At 61.6% G+C, this 14,871-nt stretch carries 17 protein-coding genes; 9 read left to right on the forward strand and 8 right to left on the reverse strand.

What is annotated here, in order from left to right; genetic code table 11:
• Positions 1 to 41 precede the first annotated feature (41 nt).
• The 3 genes from rplY to EIEH_RS13210 all read right to left on the reverse strand — a co-directional run bounded on the left by rplY (position 42) and on the right by EIEH_RS13210 (position 2,467).
• Positions 42 to 326, reverse strand: a complete 285-nt coding sequence (gene rplY / locus EIEH_RS13200; RefSeq protein WP_015871885.1) for a 50S ribosomal protein L25 — start codon at positions 324 to 326, stop codon at positions 42 to 44.
• Positions 327 to 464: 138 nt separating this feature from the next.
• Positions 465 to 2,225 carry a DNA repair helicase RadD gene (radD, locus tag EIEH_RS13205; RefSeq protein WP_035609893.1) on the reverse strand — a complete coding sequence of 587 codons (1,761 nt, stop codon included), beginning with the start codon at positions 2,223 to 2,225 and terminating at the stop codon, positions 465 to 467.
• Positions 2,225 to 2,467 (reverse strand): YecH family metal-binding protein, encoded by a 243-nt coding sequence (locus EIEH_RS13210; protein ID WP_015871882.1) that lies wholly within the window; start codon positions 2,465 to 2,467, stop codon positions 2,225 to 2,227. Before EIEH_RS13210 ends, radD begins: the two co-directional genes overlap by 1 nt.
• A 246-nt stretch (positions 2,468 to 2,713) precedes the next feature.
• On the opposite strand from EIEH_RS13210, the gene rsuA reads away from it, so the two are divergent.
• The 5 genes from rsuA to EIEH_RS13225 all read left to right on the forward strand — a co-directional run bounded on the left by rsuA (position 2,714) and on the right by EIEH_RS13225 (position 4,855).
• The gene (gene rsuA / locus EIEH_RS13215) at positions 2,714 to 3,421 is read left to right on the forward strand and encodes a 16S rRNA pseudouridine(516) synthase RsuA (RefSeq protein WP_015871881.1); all 708 of its coding nucleotides are present in this window, start codon (positions 2,714 to 2,716) and stop codon (positions 3,419 to 3,421) included.
• A 134-nt stretch (positions 3,422 to 3,555) separates the two neighbouring features.
• On the forward strand, positions 3,556 to 3,780 hold the full coding sequence (locus tag EIEH_RS19790) for a hypothetical protein (protein WP_231292174.1): 225 nt from the start codon (positions 3,556 to 3,558) through the stop codon (positions 3,778 to 3,780).
• Positions 3,770 to 3,970 carry a hypothetical protein gene (locus EIEH_RS19795; protein ID WP_226092347.1) on the forward strand — a complete coding sequence of 67 codons (201 nt, stop codon included), beginning with the start codon at positions 3,770 to 3,772 and terminating at the stop codon, positions 3,968 to 3,970. Before EIEH_RS19790 ends, EIEH_RS19795 begins: the two co-directional genes overlap by 11 nt.
• Positions 3,971 to 4,186: 216 nt before the next feature.
• Entirely contained in the window at positions 4,187 to 4,348 is a 162-nt protein-coding gene (locus tag EIEH_RS19800) for a hypothetical protein (RefSeq protein WP_015871878.1), read from the forward strand.
• 159 nt (positions 4,349 to 4,507) lie between these two features.
• Complete coding sequence (locus tag EIEH_RS13225; RefSeq protein WP_015871877.1) at positions 4,508 to 4,855, forward strand: YejG family protein; 348 nt, start codon at positions 4,508 to 4,510, stop codon at positions 4,853 to 4,855.
• Here the strand turns inward: EIEH_RS13225 and EIEH_RS13230 are convergent.
• Entirely contained in the window at positions 4,830 to 6,680 is a 1,851-nt protein-coding gene (locus tag EIEH_RS13230; protein WP_015871876.1) for an extracellular solute-binding protein, read from the reverse strand. The two genes, EIEH_RS13225 and EIEH_RS13230, sit on opposite strands and share 26 nt — an antisense overlap.
• A 188-nt stretch (positions 6,681 to 6,868) precedes the next feature.
• On the opposite strand from EIEH_RS13230, the gene rlmF reads away from it, so the two are divergent.
• The gene (gene rlmF, locus EIEH_RS13235) at positions 6,869 to 7,798 is read left to right on the forward strand and encodes a 23S rRNA (adenine(1618)-N(6))-methyltransferase RlmF (protein WP_015871875.1); all 930 of its coding nucleotides are present in this window, start codon (positions 6,869 to 6,871) and stop codon (positions 7,796 to 7,798) included.
• Between the two features lie 42 nt (positions 7,799 to 7,840).
• On the opposite strand, the gene glnQ is transcribed toward rlmF, so the two are convergent.
• From glnQ to EIEH_RS13255, 4 genes are all read right to left on the reverse strand, one after another.
• The gene (gene glnQ, locus EIEH_RS13240; RefSeq protein WP_015871874.1) at positions 7,841 to 8,563 is read right to left on the reverse strand and encodes a glutamine ABC transporter ATP-binding protein GlnQ; all 723 of its coding nucleotides are present in this window, start codon (positions 8,561 to 8,563) and stop codon (positions 7,841 to 7,843) included.
• Positions 8,560 to 9,216: a glutamine ABC transporter permease GlnP gene (gene glnP, locus EIEH_RS13245; protein WP_015871873.1), complete on the reverse strand. Its 657-nt coding sequence runs from the start codon at positions 9,214 to 9,216 to the stop codon at positions 8,560 to 8,562. Before glnP ends, glnQ begins: the two co-directional genes overlap by 4 nt.
• Positions 9,217 to 9,297: 81 nt before the next feature.
• Positions 9,298 to 10,044 carry a glutamine ABC transporter substrate-binding protein GlnH gene (glnH, locus tag EIEH_RS13250; protein ID WP_015871872.1) on the reverse strand — a complete coding sequence of 249 codons (747 nt, stop codon included), beginning with the start codon at positions 10,042 to 10,044 and terminating at the stop codon, positions 9,298 to 9,300.
• Between the two features lie 334 nt (positions 10,045 to 10,378).
• Positions 10,379 to 10,807, reverse strand: a complete 429-nt coding sequence (locus tag EIEH_RS13255) for a nucleotide triphosphate diphosphatase NUDT15 (protein ID WP_015871870.1) — start codon at positions 10,805 to 10,807, stop codon at positions 10,379 to 10,381.
• A gap of 278 nt (positions 10,808 to 11,085) precedes the next feature.
• Here EIEH_RS13255 and fruB point away from each other — a divergent pair, with 278 nt between their 5' ends.
• Genes fruB through fruA form a run of 3 tightly spaced genes read left to right on the forward strand, consistent with a single transcriptional unit; the run spans position 11,086 to position 14,869 of the window.
• Positions 11,086 to 12,222, forward strand: a complete 1,137-nt coding sequence (fruB, locus tag EIEH_RS13260; protein WP_015871869.1) for a fused PTS fructose transporter subunit IIA/HPr protein — start codon at positions 11,086 to 11,088, stop codon at positions 12,220 to 12,222.
• A complete protein-coding gene (gene fruK, locus EIEH_RS13265) occupies positions 12,219 to 13,157 on the forward strand; it encodes a 1-phosphofructokinase (RefSeq protein ID WP_012849132.1) in 939 nt (312 codons plus the stop codon). Before fruB ends, fruK begins: the two co-directional genes overlap by 4 nt.
• A 14-nt stretch (positions 13,158 to 13,171) precedes the next feature.
• Positions 13,172 to 14,869 carry a PTS fructose transporter subunit IIBC gene (gene fruA, locus EIEH_RS13270; RefSeq protein ID WP_015871868.1) on the forward strand — a complete coding sequence of 566 codons (1,698 nt, stop codon included), beginning with the start codon at positions 13,172 to 13,174 and terminating at the stop codon, positions 14,867 to 14,869.
• Positions 14,870 to 14,871: the final 2 nt, after the last annotated feature.

Here is a 14,871-nt window from a genome sequence, read left to right on the forward strand (position 1 = left end):
GCAGAGCGGCGTTTTTTTTATCATCTGACGCGAACGGGCGATTAAGCGCGAACGAAGTCGATATGCGTGATTTTCGGCTTGTACGGATGACGCTGTACCGCCTGAATCTTCACTTTGATCTCTTTGCCGTCAACGGACAGCGTCAGAACGTCGGTGTAGAAACCGTCTTTTTCAGACAGGTTCATGGTGGAGTCGTGGTCCAGGGTAACGGACAGCGCGGCTTCGCTACCACCATAAACGATTGCCGGGAATTTGCCGGCAGTGCGCAGGCGGCGGCTCGCACCCTTACCCTGCTCGTTACGTACTTCAGCGTTGATCGTGAACATTGATCTGTCTCTTTAAAAAAATGAAGCCTGCTACAGGCGACCCAGCAGCAGACGGGATATCGTGTGCCCGTCTCAGGCTAAACACCCTCGACAAGGCGGGCGGCATTCTAGCCGATCCGCGCCGGGACGGCAAATAAATTAGCCGCGCAGCTGGTTCGCCTTGCGAAAACGCCCCTGATAGTCAAATACTTTTTGCCGCACCTGCCAGAACTGGCCCCGTCGGCGCGCCACCACGAAGTCGGGCGCGCGCAGGGCCTCCTGCTGCGCTACGATATCGGCCGCCCGCTGCCAGCTCAGCTCACAGCCCGGCGCCCGCTGGTGCGGGCGTAGAAATAGCTGGGTAAAGGCAGTGCGCTGAGCCGGGGTGGTCAGGCGGAAGCGTTCGCTGACGTCGGCACCGTCCTCGTCGTAGTAGGTGATCTGCAGCCACTCGCCCTTGGCATCCTCCCCGTCGCGCAGCTGCATTCCGCCGCAGCGTAGCACCAGCGCATCTTTCAGCCTCAGCGCCGCCTTCAGCATATCGTCAGCGTCGACCAGCAGCGCGGCGCACTGATGGCAGCGGCGGGCGGCGATATCGTTTTCCGCATTGCACTGCGGGCAGTTTTTAAAGCGGAAGCGATAGTCACACTGCTCGCGTCGCCCTTCGTCGTCCTCAAAATAGCCCTGGCAGCGCCGCCCGTAGTGCTCGACGATACGGCCCTGCCCGTCACACTTGCCCCAGAAGGTATTGGCAAAACCACAGGCGGGGCAGAACACCTGCACCGGCTGACTGTCGCCGTGGGGCTTACGGCTGCCGACTTCGGGCGTATAGAGATCGTGTGGGTTACCGGCGTAATCGAGGATCAGACAGTCCTGCTTGCCGTCGCACAGGCGTAGGCCGCGCCCGACGATCTGCTGGTACAGGCTGACGGACTCCGTCGGTCGCAGAATAGCGATCAGATCCACGTGCGGCGCGTCAAAGCCGGTGGTGAGCACCGCCACATTGACCAGGTAGCGCAGTCGCTGCGCCTTGAAATCGCGGATGATCGCGTCCCGATCGTCATGGGGCGTCTGCGCGCTGATCAGCGCCGCGCTACCCGTCGGCAGCAGGCCCAGCACCTCCCGGGCGTGTTCGACGGTGGCGGCGAAGATCATCACGCCGCGCCGGGTGGCCGCATACTCCTCGATCTGGCTGACGATGTGCGGCGTAATGCGCTGCTGATCGCGCAGCTCTCGATTGAGATCCTCGGGGCTGAAGAGCCCGGCCTCCGACGGCTGCAGACGGCTGAAGTCGTACTGTACCACCGGCATGTCCAGCCGCTCCGGTGGCACCAGAAAGCCATGGCGGATCATATAGCGCAGCGGCAGCTCATAGATGCAGTCCTGAAACAGACAGTCATCGCCGCCGCGTATCATGCCGTGATAGTGGTAGCGGTAGATCCAGCCCTTGCCGAGTCGGTAGGGGGTCGCGGTGAGCCCGAGTAGCCGCAGCTGCGGGTTATGGCCGCGCAGGTGCTGCAGTATCTGCTGGTACTGTCCCTCCTCGCTGTCGCCGATGCGGTGACACTCATCGACGATCAGCAGGGAGAAGGCGGCATCGAAGTCGGACAGATTGCGTGCGACCGACTGGACGCTGCCAAAGACCACTTTGGCCTGGCTGCCCTTTTGCTTTAACCCGGCGGCATAAATGTCGGCCTCAAGTCCCCAGGCCAGGTATTTGGCATGGTTTTGGGCCACCAGCTCTTTAACGTGGGCCAGCACCAGGACCCGTCCGCGCGCCAGTCTGGCCAGTTCGGCGATCACCAGACTTTTCCCGGCGCCGGTCGGCAGAACGATCAGCGCCGGTTCCCGGTGGCGCCGGAAGTGGGCCAGCGTGGCATCGACAGCCTCACGCTGGTATGGCCGCAGGGTAAAGGCCATCAGTGGCGGCAGATTTTATCTGCGCGGGTGATAAAGCCACCTTCGGCGGGGACAAACTTACCGCGCTTGGCCAGCAGATCCACCAGCCCGGCGGCGTTGAGATCCTCGGCAGAGCAGGTGTGAAAACGGGCATTGGCACCGAAGCGCCGGTCAATGGCGGCGATCAGGGTGTCGCGGGTATAGGTCGTGTCGCTGGAAAGCATCATATGCATGACGTCATGGCCGTGAATGGATGCAGACATAATATAACCTCTGGCTGGAAGGGGGGAATAGGGTGCCCGCACTGCGGACGGGTTCCAGTTTACTCATCGGGCGTGCGAGATCCAGCCTATCGCATCGCTTCCTGCGCGGCGATAGCTGGCGGTATGGGCGGTATGGTAGACTGAGCGGTCTGCGTTTGCCTCGGCAGTGGGAGATTCCCGCGTTCGGTACAGTGCCGCGGACAATATCGGTTTTTATTTCGCCTTGGTTATAACAGAGCAGGTTTCATGAGACTGGACAAATTTATTTCCCAGCAGCTGGGGATCAGCCGCTCATTGGTGATCCGCGAGCTGCGGGCTGCGCGCGTCACCGTCGATGGTGTCGTCGCCCGCAGCGGATCGCTGCAGGTCACGCCGGATCAGGAGGTTGCCTATGAGGGCAACGTGCTGACGTTTATCACCGGGCCGCGCTACTTTATGCTGCATAAGCCCGAGGGTTACGTCTGCTCGACGGACGATCCGGACCATGCCACCATTCTCTACTTTATCGATGAGCCGATGGCAGAAAAGCTGCACGCCGCCGGGCGTCTGGACCTGGACACCACCGGTCTGGTGCTGCTGACGGACGACGGGCAGTGGTCTCACCGCATCACTTCGCCGCGCCATCACTGTGAGAAGAGCTATCTGGTGACGCTGGAGCAGCCGCTGGCGCCGCAGACCGCGGCGCTGTTTGCCCAGGGGATTATGTTGAACGGTGAAACGGATCTGACCAAACCGGCGCAGCTGGAGGCTTTCGACGAGCATCATGTCCGCCTGACCATCAGCGAAGGGCGCTATCATCAGGTGAAACGCATGTTCGCCGCCGTGGGTAACCGGGTGGTGGGACTGCACCGCGAGCGTATCGGTGCCATTGCGCTGGATGCGGCGCTGGCGCCCGGCGAGTACCGTGCGCTGAGCGACGATGAGGTGGCCAGCGCACTGGCTGGCAGGGGGTAAGGAGCCCGGCGTGTAAAGAGGGCCTCATCTGAGGCTTCTCCTGATATTAGGAGTGCTGCCGATGTTGATGCCGCTGGTCATCGGCATCTATCTGCCCAGTCTGTCCGTCATCGCCGTACAGTCTGGCGTGTCCGGTGCCGATGCCCCTGAGGGCCGATACGTTAGGTTTTTTCTGCGGTCAGCGGGTGTACGGCCCGCGGGCCGACAGCGTAGGGCGTAATCTGGTGATCCTGTTCGGTACTTTCCTGTTTGCCCTGACCGGGGCTACCTGTGTGCTGGTGCACTGCATCGTTCTGCTGGCCTGCTGTGGCCGTTGCCCGTGCGGTGATCAATGCCCTGATATGCGAGATGTTCAGTAAGGATAAATTTTCGCGCATGATCTCGTTGGTGGCACTGGTTATGACCTGCGCCCCGTTGCCGGGCGGTGCGTTGATGCTGCGGTTTAGCTGGCACGCCATTTTATGGGCGATGGCGCTGCTGGTGGCCTTGTTTATCCGGAAGACGCTGTCGCGTGCGCGGCGTCAGCCATTCCGGCTGTGGCCACCCTGACCCATTTCGCCGCTCAGTTCCGCCATTTTCGCGCGTTGTGCTATATCTGACCCGCGGGTTCCTCTTCTCCGGGACGTTTTTTCAGCGCGTGCCCCTTTGTCTACATCGCTCTCATCAGCATTTCGGCTACTATTTTGCCCTGATTTGCCCTGAATATTCTGTTTCTGATGACCTTGATTAACCGCCGTAACGTAGCACCGCTACGGAGTACAGGCGATGCTGCACGTTGGGTTGGCGTGCCGTTTGTGGCAGGGGCTGGCCTGTGTGCTGCGGGTGCTGGGATTTTGGCCGTTGGCTGGCCCGATAGCGCTGTGCAGTCCCCTGGTAATGGCGCTCTTCCTGTATGTGGTGTGTGGAGTGGGGTATCCGGAGATCTGACAGCGGTGGGAGAATAACGACAATGTTGGTGATATGTAATCAATTCTAACGAAATTAATTGCTGTCAATCGGTTATTTGCACTAATTTTCGCGATTCAGCATTTACGGTGTGATTTTTTTGTGAAAAAATTGTGCTGTGTTTATCATCAGAGTATTAACGTGAAGAATCTCCAGCTATCGATAGTTCATCGGTTGCCTCAGCGCTACCGCTGGGCGTCTGGGTGCACCGGCGTCCAGGTTGAGCCCATTTCGGAGCCGGAGGCGCAGGGCGCGGCCAACCGGCTGATCGGTCTGAAGCTGTTGAGCCAGCGCGGCGAGAGCGCCTGGCAGGTGATGCGTGACATGTATCTCTCCCTGCAGGAGATGCCTGTTGCCTGCGCTATCGTTGCGCTTGACGGCGAGCCCTGTCTGTTTGTCGATCCTGAGGATGAGAGTACGGTGATGTGCCGCCTGAAGAATGACGGGGTGGCGATCGCGGAGCCTATCGCGGCGCACGCGTTTTTGTGATCCCATCGACCCCGGCGTCCCCCTGAGGCGGCAGACGGGCCGCACGATTTACGTCATACCACCAATAATCCAATCCCAGACCGTAGCGCGGCCGCTGCGCCGGCATCGTAAACCGGTTCCAATAGGCGAGATGCCGGTGGTCGGAATACCACAGCGGCAGCATAAACGCATTCCAGGTTAAGACCCTGTCCAGCGCCCGGCCCAGCGCCCGCAGCGCATCAGGCGAGCGCTGCTGTGCCGCGATGTGGGTCAGCAGCGCGTCGACTGCGCCATCGCGGACGTTGGCGATATTGCCGCGGCCATCGGCGTAGCGGGATCCCCAACGTATCAGCAGCGCCGGGGAGGGAAAGGGGGTCGCCGGATAGATCAGCGGGATCATGCCAAAGGCATGGCGTCGGGCCAGGCGGCTGAACTGGCCGCGCGGCGCCTCGTGGATCTGCATATCGATCCCCAGGCGGGCCAGGCTGTCACGCAGGGGGACGACGTAGTGTAGCCGACTGCCGTACGGCAGCAGCAGGGTGAAGGCGAAGCGCTGCCCGTCCGCCTGGTTGACCAGCCATGCGCCGTGGCGATGCCAGCCTGCCTGCGTCAGCAGCGTCTGCGCCCGCCGTTGGTCAGCCAGGGGATTCTCTCCGCTTGGGCGGTAGCGCTGTAGGAAGACGGCGGACGGCACCTCGCCTTGGAGGGGGGCAAGCCAGAGCAGCTCTGCGGCGCTGGGGTAGCCGTGCGCGGCGTAGGGGGTATTCTGGAAATAGCTGTCGGCGCGTCGGTAGTCGCTATGGTAGAGACTGCAGTTGAGCGTCGGAAAGTCGAAGGCCAGCGAGATGGCTTCCCGTACCCGCCGGTCGCGGAACAGGGGAAGCTGGTTATTGAACGCCAGCCAGCGGGTTGCCTGGGCGGCGTGGCTGAGAATATCGGCTTTGACGATCGCGCCGCGGGCCACGTTGCGTTCGGGGTATTGGGTCGCCCAGCGGGCCGGGGAGGTCTCCAGCCACACATCGATCTGATCGTGCAGAAAGCCCGCTTGTGCTGCCCGTTGGCTGGGATAGTAGATATAGTGCAGGGTATCAATGTTATAGCGTCCTCGGTTGACCGGCAGGTTGGCCGCCCAATAGTCGGCAAGTCGCTGATAGGTGACGCTGTGGCCCAGGCGGTAGTGGATGATGCGATAGGGGCCACTGCCGATGGGCGGCTGGCGCAAGGGATGACGCAGCGATCGCTGATGCCAGGCGTGCTGCGGCAGGATCGGCAGCCGGGTCAGCAGCGCCAGAATGCGTGCCTTGTCGGGGTATGGCTGCTCAATGCGTATCGTCAACGGCGAGAGGGGGCGTAGGGTGACGCCCTGAAAACGCTGATGGAAGGCCGCGGGGCCCTGGGTCATCAGCGCGCGAAAACTGAACGCGATATCCCGGGAGGTGATAGGCGTGCGGTCCTGAAAGCGGGCGTCGGGATTGATGGACACCTCGGCCCAGCGGAAACGGCGATCGTAGCGGATCGAGGCACCGATCAGCGGATAGGCGCTGTCGAGCTCATCGGCGGAGGGGCAGAACAGGGTATCGTACAGCCGCGCACTGCGGATGGCCGGGGTGCCGTACTCGGCGTAGGGGTTAAAGCTGTCATAGCTGCCGATGGCGGCCAGGCGCAGGGTACCGCCCTTGGGCGCGGCGGGATTGGCATAGTCAAAGTGGCTAAAGCCCGCGGTATATTTGGCCTCGCCCCTGAGGGCGATGGCGTAGCGTTCGTCGATGGTATCCGGTTGCGCCGCCGCACAGAGCAGGGGAAGTGTAAGTCCCAGTATCGGACCGAGCAGAGCGGGTAAGCGCATGGGAAACGGGCTCCATAACCGGTGACTGCAGACGATCGGCGGTCATGGGATCGACGCAGTCACTCTCCGTGTGCGCAGTATACGCTACCCGGCGACGGGTTGCTGAGGGAAAGCGCAGGAGGGTAGGTGTCCGGCGCGGAAATGGGTATACTTGCCGCCCTGTTTGAGCGACTCCCCCGAAGTGAATCATGAACCATAAGCCAGTCACGCCGTCGGATCGGCACCAGAAAGCGGGCCTGCACCCGCGCAACCGCCATCATGGCCGCTACGATATGGCGGTGCTGTGCCGGATCTCTCCCGCGCTGGGGGCCTTTGTCCGGGTGACGCCGGGCGGCGGCGAAAGCATCGACTTCGCCGATCCACAGGCGGTCCGGGCGCTCAACCGGGCGCTGCTGGCGCAGGACTATGGCATCGCGCACTGGGATATTCCCGCACAGTTTCTCTGTCCGCCGATCCCGGGCCGGGCCGACTACCTGCATTATCTGGCCGATCTGCTGGCCAGCACCCGTTCAGACGGCGCCATTCCGCGCGGCGCGCAGACCTGCGTGCTGGATATCGGCACCGGTGCCAACTGTATCTACCCGCTGCTGGGGCAAGCCGAATACGGCTGGCGCTTTACCGGCAGCGATATTTCGGCGCAGGCGCTGGCGGCGGCAGCGGCCATCATCCGGGCCAATCCGGCGCTGGGCACGCGGATTCGCCTGCGTCGTCAGCGTCAGCCGCAGGCGATTTTTCAGGGGATTATCAAGGCCGGAGAGTACTACGCCGCGACGATGTGCAATCCGCCCTTTCACCGCAGCGCGGCGGAGGCCGCCGCGGGCAGCCAGAGAAAGCTGACCAACCTGGGGCTGCGACCGCCGCAGGCGGCGCGACTGAACTTTGGCGGCAGGGCGGATGAGCTGTGGTGCGACGGCGGTGAGCAGGCGTTCATTCTGCGGATGATCGCGGAGAGCCGCGCGTTTGCGACGCAGGTGGGGTGGTTTACCTCGCTGGTGTCCCGACGGGAGACGCTGCCGGCGCTGCGCAGAGCGCTGCGCGCAATCCCGGTGCAGGAGATGCGTGAGGTGACGATGGCGCAGGGGCAGAAGGTGAGCCGCTTTATCGCCTGGCGATTCTGATACCGCACCGGGGCCGCCTGCGTGGGCGGTCCCGGCGGACGATCACGCGACGTGCTGCAGGAACTCGCGCAGACGCTCGTTGGGCGGCGTATGGATCAGCTGCTGCGGGCTGCCGTCGGCGCTGATACGCCCTTTATCGACGAAGATCAGCCGTGACGCCACCTTTTCGGCAAAGCCGATTTCATGGGTGACGATGACCATGGTCATGCCCTCCTCTGCCAAATCTTTCATCACCGTCAGCACCTCATGGCGCAGCTCGGGATCCAGCGCGGATGTCGGCTCATCGAACAGCATCAGCTTGGGCTTGACCGCCAGCGCACGGGCGATCGCCACCCGCTGCTGTTGCCCGCCGGAGAGCTCTGACGGATAGTGGTGGGCACGTTCGGAGAGTCCCACTTTGGCCAGCAGGGTACGGGCGCGCTGTTCGGCATCGGCCCGGCTCATACTGCGGACCCGGATGGGGCCGAACATGACGTTTTCCAGCGCAGTCAGGTGGGGAAACAGATAAAACTGCTGGAATACCATCCCCGCCTCCTGGCGGATCAGGCGTTCATCCACCCTGGGATCGTTGACGTCCATCCCATCCACCAGCAGCTGACCGCGGCTGATGACCTCCAGCTTGTTGATGCAGCGCAGCAGGGTCGACTTCCCCGAGCCGGAGGGACCGATGATCACGACTACCTCACCCGGCTGAATTCGCAGGTTGATATCGTGCAAAACGGCGGTCTGTCCGAAGCTTTTATCGACGTTTTTAAATTCAATCATATAATTTTTAATCTTCTTTCCAGGCGGCGTAGGACAAAGCTCAGGGCCAGCGTCATGATCAGATAGATCACAGCGACAGCGCTCCAGATTTCCATGGCGCGGAAGTTTCCGGCGATGATCTCCTGTCCCTGACGGGTCAGTTCGGCCACGCCGATGACGATGAACAGCGAGGTGTCCTTGATGCTGACGATCCACTGGTTCCCCAGCGGGGGCAGCATGCGACGCAGCGCCAGCGGCATGATCACATGGCGCAGGGTATCGCGGCGGGAGAGGCCCAGAGCCAGTCCCGCCTCGCGAAAGCCGCTGTGAATGGAGAGCACCGCGCCGCGGGTGATTTCGGCGATATAGGCGCCGGAGTTGATCATGATCGTGATAATGGCAGCGCTGAAAGGGTCGATGCGCAGCGGCATCATCATCGGTAGGGCGAAGTAGATAAACATCACCTGCACTACGATGGGGGTACCACGGATAAGCTCGATAAACACCAGGGCGATGTGGTTGCTCAGCCAGCCGCCGAAGGCGCGCGCAAAACCGGCGGCCAGGCCGATGATCAGGCCGCCGAGCAGTCCCAGCACCGAGATCCAGAGGGTGAGTTTGGCGCCTTCCAGCAGCAGCGGGATGGCATCCCAGATGGTGCTCCAGTCAAACTGCATGTTGATTCTCCTGGTAAAACCGTATTTGTTACCGTGCAACGCCCGTGAGGACAAAGGGGCGCCCGGCGGGCGCCCAGAGCATTACTTCGGTTCGACGCCGAACCATTTTTTATAGATAGCCGCGTAGGTCCCATCCGCCTTCAGGGTTTTCAGCGCGTCGTTGACCTGCCCGCGCAGCGCATCGCTGCCCTTCGGGAAGGCGATACCGTAGGCCTGTGCCTCCAGCGAGTCGCCGACGGCCTTAAACTGACCGTTGCCCGCGGTTTGAATAAAGTAAAGGATGTTGGGGGTATCGTGCAGGACGGCGTCGGCGCGGCCGGTCGCCAGTTCCAGATAGGCGTTATCGATATTGGGAAACTGACGCAGATCCTTGCTCTTTACGTGCGCCTTTGCATAGTCTACGCCGGCCGTGCCACTCTTCACGGCCAGTACTTTGCCGTCCAGATCCTTCACTCCGTGGATCTGTGCGTTGCCGCTCTTCACCATGACCATCAGTCCGCTGTTGTAGTAGCCGTCGGAGAAGTCGATGGCTTTTTTACGTTCTTCGGTAATGCTGATACCGGCCAACGCCAGATCTACATTACGGGTCTGTAGCGCGGGAATGATCCCGCTGAAGTCCATTGGTTTCAGCGTATAGCTTAGGTGTAGTTGCTTGGCGATGGCATCCCACAGGTCGATATCGAAACCGACATATTTATCGCCCTTTTTAAATTCGAATGGGACGAACGCCGTATCGGTGGCGACGATCAGCGGTTTTTCCGCAGCCTGAGCGCTGACGGCGAAGGCCAGCGCCAGGGCTGCCACGGAGGCTTTCAACATTGCTTTCATCGTAATGGTTCCTTGTCTTTGCGATAAGCCGCTTGTATTTGACCGGGATGTAATGAAAAAAACATGCCAACTATTTATTTATATTCATTATCAATTAGTTACATTTATCTCTGGCCAAAAGATACAGCGCTGGGGCAGGTGTGGGGTGGTGAGTTGCACTATTTTAGTGCGTTGCGTTCTATACTGGTGCGATAGCGGTTTATGCGTTAACTATTTTGGTGCACTAGTGGAGGGGTATGGTGCGAGAGAATATTATCTTACTCATATTGCTTTATTTTTGTTCAGCTGAGTGTGTGCACTGGAGCGGTGCGGGTTTGACCACACCGCAGCGCTGCTAGGCTGGTGTAGCACAATAGGTCTGTCGGGTAAGCCACAGCTGAACACCCTGCTGACAGGCGTCAAAGCAAGGCTGCGGCAGCTGATGTGGATCGCACCATTGCCAGCGTTCGCATTTCTCCGGCTCGCAGCGTTGAGGGGCCGCCGCCGCTGGTGCGCTGACCTGCATAATGACAGAGACATTGTGTACCCCTTCGTCATGCCAGGTTCGCAGGTTATTGGTCACGCCGACGAAGCGCGGCGCATCGATGTGCAGGCCACACTCCTCGGCCACTTCACGTATCGCCGTCTGTTCAAAGGTTTCTCCCTGTTCAACGTGGCCGCCGGGGATAGACCAGTAGGGCGCGTGGCTGCCGCAGCGTTTTCCGAGCAAAATCTGGCCAGCGGCGTTCACGATGATCACCCCAACCCCTACTTTTACCGTCATGCTTGTTTCTCCATCAGCACATTTCAGCGCGTATTGTCGCACGTCAGCGGTGTTGACAACAAACGTCAGCAAAAATGTGCTGAAGGTCTAAAATATGTACAGATACGGCGGGGGACCCTTGCGTAATGCCGTGCGTCGAACCACACTTACAAAAACGATTCAGCGTCTTGGTCTACGGGGGAAGCGCGGCAACCCGGGTTTTCTTTCCCAATCGAGCTGAAACGATTCAATTTCCCAGTGACGCACAACGCACATGGTATGACGGACGAGGAGCATCTATGTTTCATCTGACCCTACAGGATATCCATCTGGCAGCGGGGGCTGACAGTAAAGAGCAGGCCATCAGGCAGGTGGCGGCGGCGCTGGTCGCGGCGGGCTACGTCGGCGAGGGCTATGTACAGGGCATGCTGCAGCGCGAGAAGCAGACGTCGACCTACCTGGGCAACGGTATCGCGATTCCCCATGGCACGACGGATACCCGGGATCAGGTGCTGAACACCGGAGTTCAGGTGTTTCAGTTTCCGCAGGGGATTGCGTGGGGCGAGGGGCAGCGGGCCTATGTGGTGATCGGTATCGCCGCCAAGTCCGATGAGCACCTGATGCTGCTGCGTCAGCTGACCCACGTGCTGAGCGACGACGGCGTAAGCCGGGAGCTGGCGCAGACCACGTCGGTGGAGGCGCTGCGCAGCCTGTTGCTGGGTGAGCGCAGCGTTGCCGAATTCCGCTTTGATATCAGCATGGTGACACTGGGGGTGGAGACCGACAGCCTGATGACGCTGCAGGCGCTGAACGCCGGGCGCCTGCAGCAGGTGGGGGCGGTCAGCGGCGAGTTTGTCAGCGATGTCATCCGCCGCGCGCCGCTGTGTCTGGGGCAGGGTATTTGGCTCTGCGACAGCGCGCTGGGTGTTCAGGGCAGCGCGGCAGCGCTGGCGCGTCCCCGTCAGCCCTTTACCCTCGATGGGGAGCCGGTGGCATTGCTGCTGACCGTTGCGATGGCCGATGCGCAGCCGGAGGGGATGCTGGACTATCTGAGCCGTCTGCTGCAGCGTCAGCTGGCGGAACGTTTGCTGACGGCGCAGACCCCGGCAGAGATCGTTGCGTTGCTGACCAGCGAGCTGACAGAGAGCGGTGAGAGCCTGAGCGCCAGCTTTACCGTTCGTAATGAGCATGGCCTGCACGCCCGACCGGGCGCGCAGTTGGTGAATACCATTAAGCAGTTTGCAAGCCAGATAACCGTTGCCAACCTTGATGGCAACGGGGTTCCGGTCAATGGCCGCAGTCTGATGAAGGTTGTCGCACTGGGGGTTCAAAAAGGCCATCGTCTGCGCTTTACTGCCAGCGGCAGTGATGCGCAGCAGGCATTAGACGTTATTGGCCAGGCCATCGCGAGTGGCCTTGGCGAGGAAATATCATGAGCAGAAGAGTTGCAACCATTACCTTAAACCCGGCCTATGATCTGGTTGGTTACTGTGCGGAGATTGAGCGCGGTGAGGTTAACCGGGTACAAACCGCCGGGCTTCATGCCGCGGGTAAGGGGATTAACGTTGCCAAGGTGCTGAAGGATCTCGGCATCGATGTGACCGTGGGCGGATTCCTGGGCAAGGATAACCAGGATGGGTTTCAGCAGCTGTTCAGCGAGCTGGGCATCGCCAACCGTTTTCAGGTAGTCCCGGGGCGCACCCGTATCAACGTAAAGCTGACCGAGAAGGATGGGGCGGTCACCGACTTTAACTTCTCCGGTTTCGACGTCAGCAAGAGCGACTGGGATCGCTTCGTTAATGATTCCCTGAGCTGGCTCGGGCAGTTTGACATGGTGTGCGTCAGCGGCAGCCTGCCGGCCGGCGTCGCGGCGGATGATTTTACCGACTGGATGCGCCGCCTGCGTAGCCAGTGCCCGTGCATCATTTTTGATAGCAGCCGCGAGGCGCTGGTCGCCGGGCTGAAGGCGGCCCCCTGGCTGGTGAAGCCCAATCGCCGCGAGCTGGAAATCTGGGCTGGCCGGGCGCTGCCGACGCTGGAAGACGTCGTCGGTGCCGCCCACGCGCTGCGCGATCAGGGGATTGCCCACGTGGTGATTTCGCTGGGCGCGGAGGGGGCGCTGTGGGTCAACGCCTCCGGTGCCTGGCTGGCTAAGCCTCCTGAGGTGGATGTTATCAGTACCGTCGGCGCCGGTGACTCGATGGTGGGCGGACTGATCTATGGCCTGATGATGCGGGAGTCCAGTGAACACACGCTGCGGCTGGCTACGGCGGTTTCTGCCCTGGCGGTCAGTCAGAGCAATGTCGGCATCAGCGACCGCACGCAGCTGGCGGCGATGATGGCACGCGTGGAGCTCGATCCTTTTAACTGATTGTGGAAGGTCATATGAATACCCTACTGATTACGGAAGGTGCGCAGGGCGAGGCCCGCTGTTTCCTTGCCAGGCGTATGCTGGAGGCCGTCGCCGCCCAGCAGCAGATTACCTGGGTTACCCGCCCGCAGGATGCGGCGCTGGTGCTGTTTATCGGTGACGATACCCCGCAGGACGCCGCGCTGGAGGGGAAACCGCTGTACCGGGGCTCGGTGGGCGAAGCCATTCGCCAGCCGGCGGAGTTGCTGGCCCGCGCGCTGCGCGATGCCTCGCCATATCACTGTGCGGCGCCGCGACAGGATCGATCGCAATGCCTGCGGCTGGTCGCGGTTACCGCCTGTCCGACGGGGGTTGCGCATACCTTCATGGCGGCGGAGGCGCTGGAGGCAGAGGCGCGCCGTCGCGGCTGGCAGGTAAAGGTGGAGACGCGGGGATCGGTAGGGGCAGGCAACGCTATCACGCCGCAGGAGGTCGCGGAGGCCGATCTGGTGGTGGTGGCGGCGGATATTGAGGTGGATCTGGCAAAGTTCGCCGGTAAACCGATGTACCGCACCAGCACAGGCCTGGCGCTGAAGAAGACGTCTCAGGAGCTGGACAGGGCGCTGCAGGAAGCGGAGATATATCGCCCTCAGACATCGGCGCCGTCCGGGGCCGCGGCATCGGGGCGCCGGAAAGAGGCGGGCGGTGCGTACCGTCACCTGCTGACCGGCGTCTCCTACATGTTGCCGATGGTGGTGGCCGGCGGCCTGTGTATCGCGCTTTCGTTCGTCTTTGGTATTCAGGCCTTCAAGGAGCCTGGCACATTGGCGGCCGCGCTGATGCAGATCGGCGGCGGCACCGCTTTTGCGTTGATGGTGCCGGTGCTGGCGGGTTATATCGCCTTCTCCATCGCCGATCGCCCCGGTCTGACGCCGGGACTGATCGGCGGGATGCTGGCGGTTAGCCTGGGCTCGGGCTTTATCGGCGGGATCATCGCCGGCTTTCTCGCCGGCTATGTTGCCCGGGCCATCAGCAGCAGGCTGACTCTGCCTGCGAGCATGGAGGCACTTAAGCCGATCCTGATCATTCCGCTGCTGTCGAGCCTGATCGTCGGCCTGGCGATGATTTACATCATCGGTACGCCGGTGGCGAAGCTCCTGGCCTGGCTGACCCACTGGCTGCAGACCATGGGCACGGCTAATGCGGTGATCCTGGGGGCGGTACTTGGCGCGATGATGTGTACCGACATGGGCGGACCGGTGAATAAGGCGGCCTATGCTTTCGGTGTAGGTCTGCTCAGTACCCAGACTTACGGTCCCATGGCGGCCATCATGGCCGCCGGGATGGTTCCGCCGCTGGCGATGGGGCTGGCGACGCTGGTCGCGCGCCGCAAGTTTGCCCAGAGCGAGCGTGAGGGCGGTAAGGCGGCCGTGGTGCTGGGGCTGTGCTTCATCACCGAAGGGGCGATCCCCTTTGCCGCACGGGATCCGATGCGGGTACTGCCGTGCTGCATTTTGGGCGGGGCGCTGACCGGGGCGCTGTCGATGCTGTTTGGCGCGAAGCTGATGGCGCCGCACGGCGGACTGTTTGTTCTGCTGATCCCCGGCGCGATCAGCCCGGTAGTGCCTTATCTGCTGGCGATCTTGGCCGGAACGCTGCTGAGTGGGCTGTTGTATGCGCTGCTCAAGCGTCCAGATGTTGCACCACAGGAGCGGGTGACGAAAACGGCATAGTC

This window comes from Edwardsiella ictaluri ATCC 33202 (assembly GCF_000264785.1).
GTDB lineage: Bacteria > Pseudomonadota > Gammaproteobacteria > Enterobacterales > Enterobacteriaceae > Edwardsiella > Edwardsiella ictaluri.